Raw genomic sequence first — 18066 nt, 5'->3', positions numbered from 1 at the left:
TTCAGAAAGTAATGTTTAAACCTGGTTGTACCGTTATCATCGGCATTTTCAGGATTCTGTCAGTTTTTATTATAAAGTTGGCATCCCAGAAAGTGAACACAGCTTCAGAGTAACTGTATTCCGACTGAAGGAATAGTTCCACATGGTCAAAAAGCTTGTACCTGAGGTTGAGACCTGCCGAGAATGCAGGGGTAGTGCTAATAGCCTGGGTTTTGACCCAGGATAGTTTTCCAATAAAAAAATAGGTTGCTGCATAGAGCTGGTCAGGGGACTTCGCTCTGCAAACTCCACCCTGGGCATTCAATGCCAGGTTAAATCGCTCGCCCATTGGTAAAGAGTAAGCGCCTCCAATCAAATACTTAGAAATCTCATAGGCTCCTGATTTTATCCAAAGATCCTCCAATGCAGGGTCATCGGCTTTTTTATCCTTGACATAATAGCCGGAAGCTATAGGAAAATATGATACTGATGCACTTCCACTAACACTTAAAGATTTGGAAAAATGCCACCCACCCTCAGCTGTGAAATTACTTCCGAGCAGCGCATAAGCACCGTATTCAACATTATCCTTTTTGAATTCATGTGATGCAAACTGGCCTAAAGGGAGGGAAAAACCATATCTGGCACCCAACCAGAAAGGCCTTTGCTGGGAAAACACAGCAATCGGGCCTATCCATAGCAGCATCAACAACAGGTACTGAAATATTCGTTTATGCATTTACTTCTTTTTTATATACAGGGTATTCAGTACCCATTTTCAGTATTACTTTTTGTAGAAATCGGTGCTTTCAAAGATTTTATCCGCTGATTTTGCGATAAAACCGGAGTAAAGCTCGCCATCTGTATCCGGGTACCTGCGGGCAAATTCATAATAACAGGAAGGGATATGATAAATCCCTTCAATGAATTGGATCGGAAGTATACCGGCTTTTGTGCTCGACTGTTCAAGAAGTTCAGCAGGGGTGCCTTTTACACGTCCTCCGGATTCATTCAGGAGAAATCCTTTGTCATTCAGAAATTGATTCACAATTTCAATGGTATTCAGCTTTTTTAAATGATTGATACTGACGGTAAAATGATTTACCCTGAATCCGTAAACATACAACCATGCTGCATATTCCGACTCCTTTCTCAACATCTCATAAGTTGAATAGGAAGGCATACCCCATACATCGCCTGCATAGATCACCTCATTACTGAAATATAGAGATTCAGGTAATCGGGCAATAATTCCACTCACCACCTGCTGAAGTTCCGGGCTGAAATGTTCAGTCATCAGCTGACTGATAAAAACCCTTGGAGCTTCTGCCCAGTCAGGGTGTTCATAATGCTTGGCCGTCAGGTGTTTATCTTCAAAAACGTAGTAGCCTTTCTGAACGTATCCGGCCAGCAGGAACGGACGGGACAGAACATCCACATTAATATGAGGATGATAAAATGTGCGGAATGCAATATGATCATTCTCAACGATCTCTCCTTCTGCAACAAAAGCATCATAAACTTGCTTAGCTTCAGGGTTTTGAATGATATAATCCTGCCACAACTTTTCAAATATTTCTTTAGCTTTCTCCATTATTCAGGTTATTGGGTTATTGAATGACGAAATTACATAAAAGGGATCAAAAGTAAAGGTTCTTGTTATTCATCTGCCTTAATTAATTCGATCTTTTAATAGTCCTGGTATGCATGGAATTAGCCCTTTTTAAGATTCCCTTACCAAAAATATTCGATATTTCAGTTGTTTTACCTGGGTTCATTCCTAGATCTACCATGGTATTAATGCAAGATGAGATAGCTGCAAAAAATAAAAAAGCGCCTGTTGAGGCGCTTTCATCCTAAGTTTTCAGTATCAATTTATTTGCTTCAATACTAATACCCTTAACTCTGTTTCACCAGGATTCTCAAGGCTCCTGGAGGTATTTTCCAATATCTCTATGCTGTCAAATGGCGAAACAACAGATTTTCCTTCTTCAGTGACAAGGATTCCAGAACCCTGTAAAATACAGAATACTACCCTGACCGGGTTCTTGTGTAAAGGAATACTCTCGTTTGGTTTGAGGCATATATGTACTACTTCGAGACGTTCAGACTGATACATTCTAAAGGCCTCAAATTCAGTGGCAAGTTTCTCAGCGTTTTTCAGATTTTTAATCGAAATATTCATGTTTGATTTCTTTTAGTGTCTGGAATCAAATAAATGTACCAGGGCGAAGAGTGGATGCAGATATATCATCCTTGGTCCTGACCATTTCATGACAGTCTTCATTTTTTCTCTTTGTTCTTTTGAATAACAATGAACCACACAATCTTTACAAACAGGCTTCTCATCACCAAATTTACATCTTTCAAGCCTGGTATCTGCATAGCGGATTAAATCCTGGCATTCAATACATGGAACCTGATCAGTGGAATGATTTTTTTTGCAATACATTCTGATCATGGTTGTTACAATGATGAATTCTCTCTTCCGCCTGTTTTGAAACAATAGCATGATGACTGTTCAAAGAATTAAACTGCTGGCAGATTCCTGATCATGATAAGTAACATCTTAAAAGGTTTGATGGCATTAACAGCATGTGGAATACCGCCCGGCATAATAATGCTCTGACCAGCCTTGAGCAGATTGGGATTTCCATTGATCACTATTTCAGCTTCACCATCCAGTACCTGCACCAGGGCATCAAACGGAGCAGTATGTTCACTTAGCTTTTGCCCTTCATCAAAAGCAAATAAGGTGACATTCCCATTTTCTTTCTGGATGACTTTTTTGCTTACAATCCCTCCGGCAGAGTAGTCAACTTTTTCTGAAAAACTAAAAGTTTTTCCGGTTTCAAATACATTGGGTTCCATAGTTTTATGTTTAAATGGATTAATTTTTCTTTTCAATTGACCAGCCGGTTTTTAGTCCAATGATAAACCAGCCCAGGGATAATGTTCCGAGAGCAAATATAGTATCTCCGATTACCCTTAGCCAACGGAATGTTGATAAAATATCACTCTGAAGGAATTCTGCAGAACGTGCATACCATAAACCGTATTTCACACTCACCCAGGTTTGAGCAAGTCCGACAGGTAAAACACTCAGAAGAACCATCAATGCTAAACCGATATTGATCGACCAGAATGCAAACCTGATATAGGTTGATTTCCAGGTGGCATCAGGGTTCATCGTTCTAAGGACAAATAACATAAGCCCAATTCCCAGCATTCCGTATACACCAAATAATGCCGTGTGGCCATGCACCGGGGTGGTGTTCAACCCCTGCATATAATAGAGGGCAATTGGAGGATTGATCAGAAATCCAAAGATTCCGGCTCCTACCAGGTTCCAGAATGTTACTGCCAGGAAACTGTAAATCGGCCACCTATAATTCCTGATCCAGGTGTCAGATTTTGCAATTTTTAAAGTTGAATGGGCTTCGAAACCTAAAAGAACCAGGGGAACAACCTCCAGGGCACTGAATGTTGCCCCTAAAGCAAGGATGGCTGTTGGAGTACCGGTAAAATACAAATGATGGAAGGTGCCGATGATACCTCCTGAAAGAAAAACAATGGTAGAGAATAAAACATTACTTGTCGCTGTCTTAGTCCTGACAAGGTTTAATTTGACAAAAAGAAAGGCGATGGCAACTGTTGCAAATACTTCAAAGAAGCCTTCAACCCATAGGTGAACAACCCACCATCTCCAATATTCAGCAATAGCCAGGTTGGTCTGTCGTCCCCACATAAGCCCTGCACCATAAAAAGCAGCAATAGCTATGGAAGCGATCAGGAACATGGTAAGCAAATGCCTGTTTTCATCCTTTTTTGTAATGGCTGGCCAGATGGCTCTACCCATCAGGAGTAACCATAAAATAAGGCCTATAAAAAGAAATGCCTGCCAGAACCTTCCCAGGTCAACATACTCATATCCCTGGTGACCAAAGTAGAAATTCGAGACAAGTCCTAATTTTTGCATGATTCCAAACCATTGCCCTGCTAATGATCCAACAACAATGACGAGGAGTGCCATGAACAGGAAATTAACTCCAAACCTCTGAAACTTTGGCTCATGCCCCGAAATTGCAGGTGCCAGGTATAAACCGGTGGCTAACCATGAAGTAGCTATCCAGAATATTGCCAGCTGAACATGCCAGGTTCTGGATAAGGAATAGGGGAGGAAGTCGGAAAGCGGGAAACCATAGAAAGCTTGTCCTTCCACACCATAATGTGCTGTTATAATTCCCATCAGGACCTGAACAAGGATTAATCCGGTCACTACCCAGAAATATTTGAGAGTGGCTTTCATCGAAGGAGTCATGGCCAGACCTAAAAATGGGTCTCTGGTCAATCGTTCTATTTCCTCTTCTTCCCGGGTCCGGGCATAATACCAGGCAAGCAATCCAATACCTGCCAATAATACGATAACACTGAAACCTGTCCATAGTATCAGTGAACTTGTAGGTGTATTTGCTACCAACTCTTCTGACGGCCAGTTATTGGTATAACTGATATCACTGCCTGGCCTGTTGGTGACACATGCCCATGATGTCCAGAAAAAGAATGCATTCATTTTCTGCATCCTGTCCAATGTTTTGATGGTGTTGGCAGGAATTGCATAAGCATCTCTCAAAGCCGATTTTGAAGTGTCACTCATGAAGAGCCCGGTGTAATGCTCGCTAACCTGCCTGATTGCTTCAGCTCTAACCACCGAAATCGTCAACTCCTTTTTATCAGGATCATAAGTATTTGTCCTAATGTCTTTTTGAAGCCTTGCCTTGTATGCCGCCTGCTTTTCCAAATCCAAAGCTGAGAAAGTGGTGCTATCATTATTCAATGCATAGGATTCCAGCATGAAACTTGCTTCCCGGTGCAGCCAATCTGCCGACCAGTCTGGTGCAACATAGGATCCATGTCCCCATATCGTCCCAACTTCTTGTCCTCCAATTGATTGCCAGATGTTTTGTCCATCCTTGATATCCTGTCCGGTAAAGAGAATTTTTCCATCCGTTGATTTAACAAAATCAGGGATCGGGGGAGCCTGACGGTAAATTTCCTTTCCATAATACCCTAGAACGGCGAAAGAAATTACCATAACAGCAATAAAGCCAAACCAAAGTTTTCTGTTTTTCATTTTGTGTTTATTTATGAGTACTTAAATACTTAATTAAAACTATAAAAAAAGCTCCTTTCAATGCAAATGAAAGGAGCTGGCCCTTTTAACTCATTCAGAACTAATGACCTCACCTTTAATGCTGATGATAGATTTGTGGACCGGTATGGTCACATTGGCTTTTTGAACAGCTAGTTTCACCAATTGAAGCAGTCCGCCACAACACGGAACTTCCATCATAACAACCGTTATGGATTGAATATTTGCCAGGGTAATCATGGCAGCAATTTTATCAATATAGGATTCTTTATTGGAGTCGAGTTTTGGACAAGCAATGGCTAATGCTTTTCCTTTCATAAAAGTGCCATGGAAATCTCCCATGGCAAAAGCTGCACAATCTGCGGCCAGAAGTACATCAGCGTTTTGAAAATAAGAAGCCTGGGGGTTCAGGAGATGAAGCTGAACAGGCCATTGCCTTAGTTCTGAAGGTACATGAGAAGGAGTAGTAGTTTCAGCAACCGATTGGTTTAATTTATCCATATCAATCTTGAAATCCATCGGTTGTGACCCGGAACAACCGCACATCGGGGACGATTTGGATTCCTTAATGGCAGCCTGCAGATTATGAACTACTGAGGCTTGGGCAACAGCAGCTTCCGGACTAAGATCGATGTCATTTTCTTTTATATAGGCGATTGCCTCCTTTAAAAGTTCAAACTCTTTATGGTCTCTTAAATGTTCAAGATGGGCAAGTATGGTATTTCTACCCTGCTTAGAGATAATCTCCATTACTTTGGTTTCGTTGTAAGCCTCTGCTTCCCTTTCAATGATCTCAATGGCACCTTCAGGACAATGCCCGATGCAGGCCCCTAATCCATCACAAAACAGGTCACTGATTAATCTTGCCTTTCCATCAATAATTTGTAAGGCACCTTCATGGCAATTTGGAATGCATAAGCCACATCCATTGCATTTCTCTTCATCAATTTGAATGATCTTTCGAAGCATATATTTTTGGTTTGGTTGTTAGATCTGATATCATGGTCTGTTTCAGGTATAAAACAAATTCTTCTGAAAAAATTTCAGCTTTAAGACCAAAAACACAACTAATAAATGGACATTTTTCCTCGGGTATGCCACAAAACTTACAATCTATCTCACCTTCAATAAATTCATAAACTTCCAGGAGGGTGATCTGGTTGGCTGGTTTATTGAGAATAAATCCTCCATTTGGACCACGCGTCGATTTTAGATAATCATTTTTTACCAGGAGTTGCATCACCTTTGAAAGATGGTTCGAAGATGAGCCAGTCAGCTTTGCAATCTGCCTTGCATTCAACATCTCAGGACTGGACGCAATGATTGCCAGGCTATGAATAGCTATTGAAGCCGCTTCAGAAATATGTACAATCTTGCTCAATTCTAAATAGGAATTTAAGTATTACAATGCGCAAATATACATTGTTTTTAGACTTTTGGTGTTTTTGTTAAAAAAATCTTTTATTACAATTTGAAAGGGGAGAAGAACAAACCTTTAGTTCTAGAGCAAATCGGCCAGTGTATGGCTATTTAGGTGATCTCTGAATAGTTGACTCATCTGTAGTACAACGGTCCCAAGAATACATTTGCCAAAAGGGCATACAGGCTTGTCATGAGGACATTCTACAACTTTAACATGCCCTTCAATAGATTCATAAATCTGAAGTAAGGTAACACTACCAGGATCAACACTCAGTTGAAATCCTCCCGAAGGGCCCCTGTTTGAGAGCAAAAAACCTTCTTTCACAAGGCGTTGCATCACTTTGGCAACATGATGGCGGCTTGAGCCGGTAATATCAGAGATTTTCTGTACATTCACTGTTTCTCCTGCACGTGCAACCAGCACCATTCCATGCATTCCTATTGAAGCTGCTTCTGAATATGAAACTATTTTTGCCATTTTGATAATTGGGTATTTATTTGCTCAAATGTCGATACTTTTTTATTACTAAGTTTGACTTTTCATAAATTTCGAATCATTCTAAATAATTTCAGGAATGGTTTTTGCTATTTCCCATCCCATAAAATCTATAAATCATGAAAACGTATAAGTATAAAATTACTGGTTTCCTCATTATTTTGCTCTCCGCGCTTACGATGAATTCCTGCGATGTTCTTCAACAAGCATCTCAAATGGCAAATCTTTCCAAGTGCGAATTTAAATTACAGTCAGTCAATCAATTAACCTTGGCTGGGATTAATGTACAGAGCATTCATAAATACTCTGACCTCACACTAAAAGATGCCGCTAAGCTTACTGCAGCAGTTGCCTCAGGACAATTCCCTCTCGACTTTACGCTCAATATTGAGGCTAAAAATCCAAATACTGCCGCTGCAGGAATTACAAAGTTAGATTGGATTCTCTTCATTGACGGGATAGAAATGACTAAAGGAGTCGTAAATCAGCAGGTTACAATACCCGCCAATAATGGCATCGCTGTTATTCCTATGAAGATGAGTGTTGATCTGAAGCAAGCCCTTTCCGGCAAAAGCCTTGATGCTATTGTGAATTTCGGATTAAATCTTGCTGGTACCGGAAATAAACCTACCAGATTTACTATGAAACTTCAACCAACGATAAATGTTTCTGGTTTTCCTATTACCTATCCCGGTTACATTACTTTCGGTACTGAGTTTTCCGGTAATTAAGGATATAAGTGAAACTGTTATCTTTGAATGTCTGAAACAATTAATATGAAATCCATTAAATCCTGGTTCCCGAACTTTACTATACTGCATGTTCTGGCCTTGGTGCTGGGTTTTTTACCCTCTTTGTTTTTCCTTCTATTCCTGATAGGTGATGGTGTAGCAGAAATAATTGATGGCAAATTGGGTGTTGTCCCTATTTTAATCATGATGCTGCTTACAGTTTCCGGGTATGTATTAGCCTGGAAAAGACAAAAAAAAGGTGGTATAGTGATGATCGCAGGTGGAGTGATCATGGGGATATACCTGTTAATTTCCGGCGGCTTCCAGGGATGGCAAATGGCATTGCTATTTTCTTTGCCTTTTGTTCTTCCGGGTGTTCTTTTAATGTCCCCTGCAAAAGTTCATGAGTCTAAGTGAAAATGATTCATTGAGTTATTTCTTGCCAAATTTTTTGAGGTTTATCTCAAACTAATAGTAGCTAATATAGCTCACTTCAACTAAAAAAAGAGGCTGTCTCAAAAGGCGTAGTCAACTTCGGCTCCGCACAGTCTGACCACTAAATCTCATCCATTTTTTCAAATCGAGTGAAGACGAGATTATGACAAAATGTTGAATTTGAGACATCTTCATTTATTGACTTGAAAGATGATACTGTAACTCAGGAGTTCAGGCCTATTTAATCAGAAAATATTCATAAATCATCTTGAAACCCCAGCCTTTAGGCTGGGGTTGTCAATACCAAGTAAGAGCGGCCTTTAGGCCTGACTTATGGAATGAATAATTAACCTATTATGATAACATTTACCTTCATAATTGTTGTTGTTTCAGTATGAAATTTCGGGCATTGTTTTAGTGAATATTGAAAGAACAAACAGGAAACATTTTTCTGCTCAACTTCAAACCAATCTGTCAGGCCTAAAGGCCACGGTTTTTGTTGAGCAGCATGTCCCCAGCCTAAAGGCTGGGGTTACAAGATGTAAATGTCTCTCTAAAAAAAGGAGACCGTCTCAAAAGTTTTGAGACAGCCTCTTTTTCATAATTCGGAGGATAAATTATAAGAGTCCTCCATTTTTATAGATCTGTAATTGTGCATCATAACACTTATTGATCATAACTGTTTTGTTGCGGGTCAGGTTATTTAATTCCCCTGTTTGAATATTGATTCTGACTTTGTCATCCTGCTCCAGTCCGAGTTCTTCAAGTTGACCGGCACTATAGGTGAGGATTGGCATGGCAGCATTAATAGCATTTCGCTCATATATGGCACCAAACGATTCAGCAATAATGGCAGATACACCCAGGGAAAGGAAGCAATCCACCGCCTGCTGTCTTGAACTTCCTGCCCCGAAATTCTTGGTTGTAAATATGATATCTCCTGGCTGCGCTTTCTTGGCAAAGTCTTCATAGCCTTTCAGATTGTCGAATGAATACTGTCCCATCTCTTTAATATTAGTGATGGTTAAGTACCTGTTATGGAAGATCATATCAGTATCGATATCATCTCTGCGGATTACCCATGCTCTTCCTTCAAATATGAAAGGCTTTTCAGTGATCTCCCTGGTAACTACTTCCCGGGCTTTCATCTCTTTCTTAGCAAATAAAGCGGGTTCATCTGGTATTTCATCGGGAGTGGTAATGAATCCGGCGATGGCTGAAGCAGCAACAATTTCAGGGGAAGCAAGATACATGGAACCTTTTCCCTGTTTGCCTGAGAAATTCCTGTTTCCTGTGCTGATACTGATCTCTTCGGGGCCGTTTTGTCCCACTTGCCCTGCAGCACAACCCGCACAACCTGCATTGGAAACTAAGGCACCTGCGTCCTTAAAAATCTGGATAAGGCCTTCATCTAAGGCCTGACGCCAGATAGCATCAGTTGAAGGGACTACCTTGAATACTACTCCGGGGGCAACCCGCCTTCCTTTTAGGATATCAGCTGCTATGCGGAGATCCTCAATTCTCCCATTTGTACAACTGCCCAGGAATGCAGAATCAATCTTTGTGTTTTTAACCAGCGAAACTGGTGAATCGTCATGCGGATGACCAGGGTTGGCAACCATCGGAACAAAGGCCGACATATCGATTTCATGGGAAAAAACATAGCTTGCTCCTTCATCCGGGGTAACCGCTTGGAAAAGCTTGCCAGTCTTTGCATAGAGTTCTCCCAGTATCTTATCATTTGGAGTAAAAAGCAGAATAATTGCCCCCATCTCTGTCGCCATAGAGGCAATGGTGATTCTTTCATCCAGGGTAAACTCTTCCACAGGAATTCCACTAATCTCTACAGAATAGCCCAAAAGTTTATTGGCGCCATAAATGGCCAGAAGATTTAGGATCACATCTTTGGCAGATACATTGGAAGGTTTTTTCCCATTTAGTATAAGCCTTACTGATTCAGGTACTTTAAACCAAACAGATCCTTTTGCCCATGCAGCAGCAATATCCTGGTCGCCCATCCCTTGTCCGAATGCCCCAATTGCACCCATAATGTTGGCATGCGAATCAGTGGATACAAAAGTACTGCCAGGAAAAGCTAACCCTTTATCAATGGCAAGGTGGGTACCTACTCCTGAATCAATATCATAAACCTTTATGTCATTCTGCCTGGCAAACAGCCTGCAAAAATGCTGATTGGCAGCATATTTCTGATCACTGCCTCCAGGATTGCAATCGAAAGTGAAGAAAGTCCTGGATGGATCATGTACAGTTAACCCATTGTTAAGAATATTTTCAACAACATTGGCTCCTCCAAAATCCCTGGCAGCACGGGCATCAATAAATACATCCACAATATCCCCTGGTTTCACAATCGACTGGTTCGAATGTTGGGCAATAATTTTCTCTATGATGGTCATCATATTATATAAGGTTATGGGTTAATAAGTTAACATTGATCTGTCACTATTTTATTAAAAAGCAGTTGATTTTGCTGCAATTCCTGACATGGATTCTTCCTAAACAGTATCTTCAACACAGATGTTGAGTTACCGGTTAACACGAAAATCAGAAGATTTAGAGCTTTAGTCTTTCACGAAATGGTTCAAATGTCATGAAATCAGCATGATGCACTACATATGCTTCAACTGAACGCTTTACCATGTCGCCTTCTCCTGCATGGGTTGCAATGATGTGACAAACACTGGCGGGAACACCGCACTGCTCTGCCAGAGAAACGCCTGAAAAGGGATGACGCACGTATTTACCATAACTTCCTTGTACAGATTTTCCATCCTTTAATTCATATTCAAGCAATTTTCCAACATCGGCCAGAATAGCACCTGCAATAAGGACATCCATATTTACAGGGAGATCATCTTTGAAGAATTTATTCATCTGATCTCCGCAATCTTTGGCAATATGCACAACCGCCCTCTTATGTCCCATGAAGGTAACCTTGAGGTCAGGCCCACAAAGAAGGGTGAAAGGAATGGTATTCAAATCCTTGGGAGTCAGCACACTCTTTTGAAGTGCCAGTGCCCAGGTATGGGTAGTTTGTTCTTTAAGTGATGAATCATTGATCCATTCAAGTTCAGGCCATAATTCCCTGGCTTGTTCGATAAATTCAGGTTTAATCACCATATACTTATATCTTTTGATTGAAATTAATGTATTTCTTAATATAATCCCCTTTGTCTAAGTAATAAACAAAGGGGATTATTCATTCAGCTTTAAATACTAGAGCTTTGCAATAATGGCATCAGCCATCTGACGGGTTGAAGCGGCACCCTGATTTACTACATCAGGTGAACCTCCCATTTTCAACATGTCGTACGCCATCACCTTACCTTCTTCAACCACCATGGAAATTGCTTTCCTGATCCGGGTAGCCATCTCACCTTCACCAATATGGTCAAGCATCATACAGGCTGACATCACCATGGCTATCGGGTTGACTATGGAAACTGGGTAATCTGCATACTTAGGTGCTGAACCATGTGTAGGCTCAAAAACAGCAACTTCAGGACCAATATTGGCACTGCATGCAAATCCAAGACCTCCGACAAGTCCGGCGAATCCATCGGAAACGATATCTCCGAACATATTTCCGGCAACAATAACATTATAAGTTTCAGGATTCTTTGTCAGCCACATCATTTGGGCATCAATGTTTACATCCTGAACACGAATATCAGGGTATTCATTCTTCGACATTTCCTGTGCAACTTTCAGCATCATTCCGGAAGTCTCACGGATCACATTAGGCTTTTCGCAAACAGTAACTGTTTTAAACCCTTTTTCTTTAGCATATTCAAATGCAGCTTTTACGATCCGGGTAGTATATTTTTTTGTGAAAATACGAGTTGAAACAGCTAGTTCAGGACGAGGGCACCATGCAAAATTTTCTTTGAATTTAGGATGGCTCATGAGGGCTTCATAAACAAGATCCGAAGGATTTGTCCATTCAACACCACCATATAATCCCTCAGTGTTTTGACGGAAAATCATGGTATCGATAACAGGCTCATCAATCGTTCCGCCCTTTCCCCTTCTGATAAAATTCAGAGGGTTTCCTTTAAAAGTCCGGCATGGACGCTGGCAGATATCCAGATCAAACATCTGGCGCATGGAAACAATTGGACTATAATAGGTATATCCTTTGCCCTGAAGTTCAGGAGCAAGTTCAGATGCAGCTTTGTCCTTTGGCTTGGAAGTAATAGCTCCAAAAAGCGCTATTTTGTGTTTCTTGAGAAGCTCTATTGTGCGATCAGGAAGAGGGTTTCCTTCCTTGCACCAGAATTCCCATCCAATGTCACCATTTACATATTCAGCATCAAAACCGGCTGCATCCAACACGCGGATAGCCTCATCCAGTACTGCTTTCCCGATGCCATCTCCGGGCATCGCTACAATTGTCCTTTTTGCCATAAACTTGGTTTTAACAGGTGTTAACTACTTCTCTATTTATGGTCAAAATTAGAATATCAGCGGAACATTGCAAGCATCCTGAAGAAAAAAAAACTAGAACTATTCACATCGAAATTTGTAATTTTGTGGCCCTTCCAAATTGGTTGGTAATAGGAGAATGTTGACAAATAGTATTGATGAATCGACCGAATTATAGCAGTTACCTTACTACCCCCGTTTTTAAAACTATATCAGATACTGCAGCTTCGCTTAGCACTGATGCCTATGTAATTGGTGGTTTTGTGAGGGATATGCTCCTGAAACGCCCTTCGAAGGATATAGATATTGTTACTTCTGGAGACGGAATTGAGCTTGCTGAAAAAACAGCCAAAGCCTTGGGAGTAAGGAAAGTGACTGTTTTTAAGAATTTTGGGACAGCAATGTTCATGCTTGATGATTTGCAGCTTGAATTCGTAGGTGCAAGGAAAGAATCTTATAGAAAAGAATCCAGGAAGCCTGCCGTTAGCCCTGGTACAATCAGTGATGATCAGCTAAGACGTGACTTTACTATTAATGCACTTGCACTTGACCTTGGTACTGCTCAATTCGGTGATCTTATTGACCCTTTTAACGGATTGACAGATTTATCGGAAGGGATTATCAAGACGCCATTGAACCCGGATATCACCTTTGCTGATGACCCTCTCAGAATGATGAGGGCAATCCGTTTCGCTACCCAATTGGAATTTACGATTTATCCGGATACTTTCCAGGCAATCAGGCGAAATGCTGAGCGAATAGAAATCATCTCCAAAGAACGTATTACCGAAGAATTAAATAAAATAATTCTCTCATCCCGTCCTTCAACTGGTTTCCTGTTGTTGGATGATTCCCATCTTCTGGAAAGAATTTTTCCACATTTTGTTGCATTGAAAGGTGCCGAAAATATTGATGGTAAGGGTCATAAGGATAATTTCTACCATACGCTCGAAGTGGTGGACCGGATTGCCCCAAACACAGATAATCTTTGGCTCCGTTGGGCTGCTCTCCTGCATGATATTGCCAAACCGGTTACCAAGCGTTTTGATCCGGGTACCGGCTGGACCTTTCATGGACATGAATTCAAGGGGATGAAAATGATCCCTGCAATTTTCACTTCCATGCGACTGCCATTGAATGAAAAGATGAAATATGTTCAGAAACTGGTTCAATTGCATCTTCGTCCAATTGTGTTATCGGAAGAAGAAGTCACTGATTCAGCAATCCGGCGTCTCCTGTTCGATGCCGGAGATGACATTGACGACTTGATGACCCTCTGTGAAGCAGATATAACCTCAAAAAATCCCGAGAAAGTTAAAAGATACATGGGTAATTTTGAGATCGTCAGGAAAAAACTTAAAGAAATAGAAGAAAAGGATAAGCTTCGGAACTGGCAACCACCGATTTCAGGGGAATTGATCATGGAAACCTTTGGTATTTCTCCCTGTAAAGAGGTAGGAATCATCAAGACTTCTATCCGTGAAGCAATACTCGACGGAATTATTGAAAACTGTTTTGAAGATGCCTATCATATGATGCTGGCTGAAGGCCGGAAATTGGGATTCAAAACTGTTACCGAATCTAATGTTACAAATCCATCTGAAAGCAATAAACTAGAAAAATAATTTTGTATTTTTTTGTAACTTTACGTCTGATTTAAACCACCAACACACTATGCAAGCTTACCGATTCAGGCTGTTGTACGATGATCAGGAAGATTTCCTAAGAGATATTGAGATCAAGCCTGGTCAAACATTTAAGGAGTTTCACGAAATTGTCCAGAAATCTGTTGGAATTGAAGGACAAGAACTCGCATCTTTCTTTGTTTGTGACCGAAAATGGAATAAAAGTAAAGAAATCACTCTCATCAACATGCTTGCTGAAGCAGATGCCCCGCAAACAATCGATGAATATGATGAAGATGCACCGGTAAAGAATCATATTCCGGTGATGGTAATGGATGATGTAAAAATCAGGGATATCATTGAAGATCCTCACCAGAGACTACTTTATGAGTATGATTTTCTCAATCCGCGTACTTTTTTCATTGAACTCATCCGGATACTCGATGCCGATGAGAAAAAGGTTTATCCTCTCTGCGTAAAACAGGAAGGTACCCTCGCCGCAATGGTTATACCCAATTATGAGTCCTTCCTCGACGATCCCGACGAAGAAGCAATGCTGAGCGAACTTAACGATCTTATCAAAGATGGTGATATGGAAGAGGAAGTTGATGAAAATTTCTCTACAGAACCGGAATGGTAGAATTATTAAAGTCATTCACAGCATCTTCTAATATCTGATTTCAGATGCTGACCACACTTCTTGTTATCGCAGGCCCTACTGCAGTGGGCAAAACTGCTTTTGCCATCGAACTTGCTAAAAGTCTTGATGCAGTCATTATTTCAGCGGATAGCCGGCAATTTTATCAAGAACTTAATATAGGTACTGCTAAACCTTCTGAAAGTGAATTAGCAGCCATTAAGCATTTTTTTGTTGGCCACCTCTCTGTTAATGATTACTACAATATTTCCAGGTTTGAACAGGATTGTCTTTCGATCCTGAAAGAATTATTTGTCAATAAAAAAGTAGTCCTCCTGGTAGGGGGATCAGGTTTATATATTGATGCTGTTTGTAATGGTGTAGATGAGTTTCCAGACCCGGATCCTCAAATTCGTCATGATCTGAAGAAGGTTCTGGCAGATAAAGGAATTGAAGGACTCAGGGAATTATTGCAGAAATACGATCCTGCTTATTATCAGCAGGTTGATCTTTCAAATCCAAACCGTATCCTAAGAGCATTGGAAGTCTGCATAGAAACTTCAGTTCCTTATTCTGAACAACGGCTAAATCAATCCAAAACAAGATCTTTTAATATCATTAAAATTGGCTTAAACCTGCCAAGGTTACAGCTATTTGAGCGCATCAATCATCGGGTGGATGTAATGATGCAAATGGGATTGCTGGATGAAGTAAAAAGTCTGAAACAATACCAGCAGTTGAATGCTTTGAATACAGTGGGATATAAGGAGCTATTTGATTATTTGGATCATAAATCCACCCTGGAACAAGCGGTGCTGGATATTAAAACACATTCCAGGCGCTATGCCAAACGCCAGTTAACATGGTTCAGGAAAGATCCGGATTATCATTGGTTTGAACCCTCCCAAATTAAGGAAGTAATGGAACTACTCAATAATCTGGGAGTACAATAAAGATATTAACCGGTAATATTGGTAGATTATCTAAGCCATTTATTGAGCCAGTTAAAGAACTCTCTTTGCCATAATACCGAATTCTGGGGTTTCAATACCCAATGATTCTCTTCCGGGAAATGCAGGTATTTCGAAGGAATCCCTCTTAATTGTGCTGCATTGAAAGCCGCCATTCCTTGGGTAAAAGGGATACGGTAATCATTTTCTCCCTCAATGATAAGAATTGGAGTATCCCATTTATCAACAAAATTGTGCGGTGAATTGGCATAGGAATGAGCAACTTTGGGATTATTCTTTTCCCAGTAGGGTCCACCAAGATCCCAATTGACAAACCACATCTCTTCAGTGGTAAGATACTGATCTTCCAGGTTAAACATTCCGCAATGAGAGATAAATGCTTTAAATCGCTTTTCATGATGTCCTGCTAACCAAAGCACTGAGAATCCGCCATAACTAGCTCCTACAGCACCTAGTTTTTGTTTGTCAACAAATGGTTCATTCGAAAGTGAATCAATAGCCACAAGATAGTCTTTCATATTCTGACCTCCATAATCACCGCTGATCTGATCATTCCATTCCTGTCCGAACCCTGGTAAACCTCTTCTGTTAGGGGCAACAATAATAAAATCATTGGCAGCCATTAGCTGGAAATTCCATCTGTAGGAGAAGAACTGGCTCACCATCGTTTGAGGACCTCCTTCACAGAAGAGCAGTGTGGGATATTTTCTGTTGGGATTGAAATCAGGGGGATAGATGATCCAAACCAACATTTTTTTATTGTCGGTAGTGGTAATCCAACGTCCTTCCACTGTAGCAGAGCGGACCGTTTTTAATAAATCTGTATTGGTGAAAGTCAACTGCTTTTCCGTTCCGCTGGCATCTATTTTAAAGAGTTCTGCAGGGGCAAGCATGGATTGGCGTGCTCCAATGATATCTTTCCCGGCGAGGAGTATTGACAGGTAATCGTGCATCCCTTCAGTGAGGGGTTTAATATTTTTATTTGAAAGATTCAATGTATAGATTTGGGTGGTCCCATGATGCCCGCTAAGGAAATAGAGTGACCTGCTATCTGACGACCATACAAAGTTGCTCGAACTTTGATCGAAATGAACCGAGTAATCCTCATATTTACCATTCTCAGTCTGGTAAATCATTATCCTATCCTTATCTGCTTCAAAACCATCCCTTTCCATGGATCTCCATACGATTTTCCGACCATCAGGTGAAAAAACAGGGTCCTGGTCATATCCCATATTCCCGGCACTGATATTTCGAACATTTTGCCTGGCAATATCATACAGAAAGATATCTGAGTTAGTGCTGAGGGAATAATCCTTCCCTACCATCTTCTTACAGGTATAAGCAACCATGGTTCCTTCCGGGTTCCAGGCAATTTGTTCCATACCTCCCCAGGGAAGCATCGGGGAGTCGAATCGCTCTCCTTGCATAATATCAACTCCTGCTGCCATTTTACCCTGTACAATAGAGGCAATGAAAATATGACTGTAAGAATAATCACTCCACGAATCCCAATGCCTGTACATCAGATCTGTTTCAATCCTGGCATTTGCTTTAGGCAGATCAGGATACATATCAATAACAGATTGATCCAGTTTCACCCGAAGTGTATATAGAATTGCATTTCCTGAAGGTGAATAGGAAAATCCTGTAATATCACCATTAACATCTGATATTTGAATCACACCACTGCCATCAGGGTTGGCTTCAAATATTTGCATGGATCCATTTTTGGAGGCTAAATAAGCAATCTTTGTTCCATCAGGTTTATAAACCCCATTATATTCACTTCCTTTCGATGAGGTAATATTCCTGCTGTCACCTCCGGTAACCGGAATCAGGAAAAGATCGCGGTTCCCTTTGTTTTCAGCCAGATCATAACGTGTAATGCCATACATCACATTTTTTCCATCCGGGGATAGTTGTGGTTCACTAACCCTGCCTAGTTTCCACAGGAACTCTGGTGTAAACCTTTCAGGGGTCATACTTTGCTGAGCTTCAGTATGTAGAAAAATTAATGCAGACAGGGCAATTAGAAATAGCTTCTTCATCTGGCTTTAGATTGAGTTTATGAGCAACGAAAATACTTGAAATGCGATTTCGGGACACAAATTATTAAAACTTTCCCCACTTTTGCATTGCGGGTAATTTTTACGCAAATTAGGTGAAGAT

At 40.7% G+C, this 18066-nt stretch carries 19 protein-coding genes; 6 read left to right on the top strand and 13 right to left on the bottom strand.

The window, feature by feature from the left end; all coding sequences use genetic code 11:
* Position 1: 1 nt before the first annotated feature.
* Complete coding sequence (locus tag IPH84_01520; protein MBK7171920.1) at positions 2 to 718, bottom strand: hypothetical protein; 717 nt, start codon at positions 716 to 718, stop codon at positions 2 to 4.
* A gap of 45 nt (positions 719 to 763) precedes the next feature.
* Positions 764 to 1573, bottom strand: a complete 810-nt coding sequence (locus IPH84_01515) for a DUF1338 domain-containing protein (protein MBK7171919.1) — start codon at positions 1571 to 1573, stop codon at positions 764 to 766.
* A gap of 113 nt (positions 1574 to 1686) precedes the next feature.
* Here IPH84_01515 and IPH84_01510 point away from each other — a divergent pair, with 113 nt between their 5' ends.
* Complete coding sequence (locus tag IPH84_01510) at positions 1687 to 1839, top strand: hypothetical protein (protein ID MBK7171918.1); 153 nt, start codon at positions 1687 to 1689, stop codon at positions 1837 to 1839.
* 10 nt (positions 1840 to 1849) lie between these two features.
* Here IPH84_01510 and IPH84_01505 read toward each other — a convergent pair whose 3' ends face one another.
* The 7 genes from IPH84_01505 to IPH84_01475 all read right to left on the bottom strand — a co-directional run bounded on the left by IPH84_01505 (position 1850) and on the right by IPH84_01475 (position 7031).
* On the bottom strand, positions 1850 to 2164 hold the full coding sequence (locus IPH84_01505; GenBank protein MBK7171917.1) for a cupin domain-containing protein: 315 nt from the start codon (positions 2162 to 2164) through the stop codon (positions 1850 to 1852).
* 12 nt (positions 2165 to 2176) lie between these two features.
* The gene (locus tag IPH84_01500; GenBank protein MBK7171916.1) at positions 2177 to 2491 is read right to left on the bottom strand and encodes a nitrous oxide-stimulated promoter family protein; all 315 of its coding nucleotides are present in this window, start codon (positions 2489 to 2491) and stop codon (positions 2177 to 2179) included.
* 17 nt (positions 2492 to 2508) lie between these two features.
* Entirely contained in the window at positions 2509 to 2850 is a 342-nt protein-coding gene (locus IPH84_01495) for a cupin domain-containing protein (GenBank protein ID MBK7171915.1), read from the bottom strand.
* 19 nt (positions 2851 to 2869) lie between these two features.
* Positions 2870 to 5113 (bottom strand): nitric-oxide reductase large subunit, encoded by a 2244-nt coding sequence (locus IPH84_01490; GenBank protein ID MBK7171914.1) that lies wholly within the window; start codon positions 5111 to 5113, stop codon positions 2870 to 2872.
* A gap of 90 nt (positions 5114 to 5203) precedes the next feature.
* Positions 5204 to 6100, bottom strand: coding sequence for a 4Fe-4S binding protein (locus IPH84_01485; GenBank protein ID MBK7171913.1), 897 nt, complete (start codon positions 6098 to 6100; stop codon positions 5204 to 5206).
* A complete protein-coding gene (locus tag IPH84_01480; GenBank protein ID MBK7171912.1) occupies positions 6075 to 6512 on the bottom strand; it encodes an Rrf2 family transcriptional regulator in 438 nt (145 codons plus the stop codon). Before IPH84_01480 ends, IPH84_01485 begins: the two co-directional genes overlap by 26 nt.
* A gap of 120 nt (positions 6513 to 6632) precedes the next feature.
* On the bottom strand, positions 6633 to 7031 hold the full coding sequence (locus IPH84_01475; GenBank protein MBK7171911.1) for an Rrf2 family transcriptional regulator: 399 nt from the start codon (positions 7029 to 7031) through the stop codon (positions 6633 to 6635).
* 137 nt (positions 7032 to 7168) lie between these two features.
* Here IPH84_01475 and IPH84_01470 point away from each other — a divergent pair, with 137 nt between their 5' ends.
* Together IPH84_01470 and IPH84_01465 are read left to right on the top strand one after the other, a co-directional pair.
* Positions 7169 to 7780, top strand: a complete 612-nt coding sequence (locus IPH84_01470) for a hypothetical protein (protein MBK7171910.1) — start codon at positions 7169 to 7171, stop codon at positions 7778 to 7780.
* Between the two features lie 45 nt (positions 7781 to 7825).
* The gene (locus IPH84_01465; GenBank protein MBK7171909.1) at positions 7826 to 8197 is read left to right on the top strand and encodes a hypothetical protein; all 372 of its coding nucleotides are present in this window, start codon (positions 7826 to 7828) and stop codon (positions 8195 to 8197) included.
* A gap of 635 nt (positions 8198 to 8832) precedes the next feature.
* On the opposite strand, the gene IPH84_01460 is transcribed toward IPH84_01465, so the two are convergent.
* The 3 genes from IPH84_01460 to IPH84_01450 all read right to left on the bottom strand — a co-directional run bounded on the left by IPH84_01460 (position 8833) and on the right by IPH84_01450 (position 12643).
* Positions 8833 to 10632, bottom strand: coding sequence for a 3-isopropylmalate dehydratase large subunit (locus IPH84_01460; GenBank protein ID MBK7171908.1), 1800 nt, complete (start codon positions 10630 to 10632; stop codon positions 8833 to 8835).
* A gap of 157 nt (positions 10633 to 10789) precedes the next feature.
* Positions 10790 to 11356 carry an HDIG domain-containing protein gene (locus IPH84_01455; GenBank protein ID MBK7171907.1) on the bottom strand — a complete coding sequence of 189 codons (567 nt, stop codon included), beginning with the start codon at positions 11354 to 11356 and terminating at the stop codon, positions 10790 to 10792.
* A 96-nt stretch (positions 11357 to 11452) separates the two neighbouring features.
* Positions 11453 to 12643 carry an isocitrate/isopropylmalate dehydrogenase family protein gene (locus IPH84_01450; GenBank protein ID MBK7171906.1) on the bottom strand — a complete coding sequence of 397 codons (1191 nt, stop codon included), beginning with the start codon at positions 12641 to 12643 and terminating at the stop codon, positions 11453 to 11455.
* Between the two features lie 176 nt (positions 12644 to 12819).
* On the opposite strand from IPH84_01450, the gene IPH84_01445 reads away from it, so the two are divergent.
* Genes IPH84_01445 through miaA form a run of 3 tightly spaced genes read left to right on the top strand, consistent with a single transcriptional unit; the run spans position 12820 to position 15876 of the window.
* Positions 12820 to 14286: an HD domain-containing protein gene (locus tag IPH84_01445; protein ID MBK7171905.1), complete on the top strand. Its 1467-nt coding sequence runs from the start codon at positions 12820 to 12822 to the stop codon at positions 14284 to 14286.
* A gap of 49 nt (positions 14287 to 14335) precedes the next feature.
* Complete coding sequence (locus IPH84_01440) at positions 14336 to 14926, top strand: hypothetical protein (GenBank protein ID MBK7171904.1); 591 nt, start codon at positions 14336 to 14338, stop codon at positions 14924 to 14926.
* A gap of 44 nt (positions 14927 to 14970) precedes the next feature.
* On the top strand, positions 14971 to 15876 hold the full coding sequence (gene miaA, locus IPH84_01435) for a tRNA (adenosine(37)-N6)-dimethylallyltransferase MiaA (protein MBK7171903.1): 906 nt from the start codon (positions 14971 to 14973) through the stop codon (positions 15874 to 15876).
* Positions 15877 to 15902: 26 nt separating this feature from the next.
* On the opposite strand, the gene IPH84_01430 is transcribed toward miaA, so the two are convergent.
* Entirely contained in the window at positions 15903 to 17945 is a 2043-nt protein-coding gene (locus IPH84_01430; protein MBK7171902.1) for a S9 family peptidase, read from the bottom strand.
* Positions 17946 to 18066: the final 121 nt, after the last annotated feature.

The sequence above is a fragment of the Bacteroidales bacterium genome, assembly GCA_016707785.1.
In the GTDB taxonomy this organism is placed as follows: Bacteria; Bacteroidota; Bacteroidia; order Bacteroidales; family UBA4417; genus UBA4417.
Note: the sequence above shows the minus strand (reverse complement) of the source record. Positions and strands in the feature narration are given on the sequence as shown.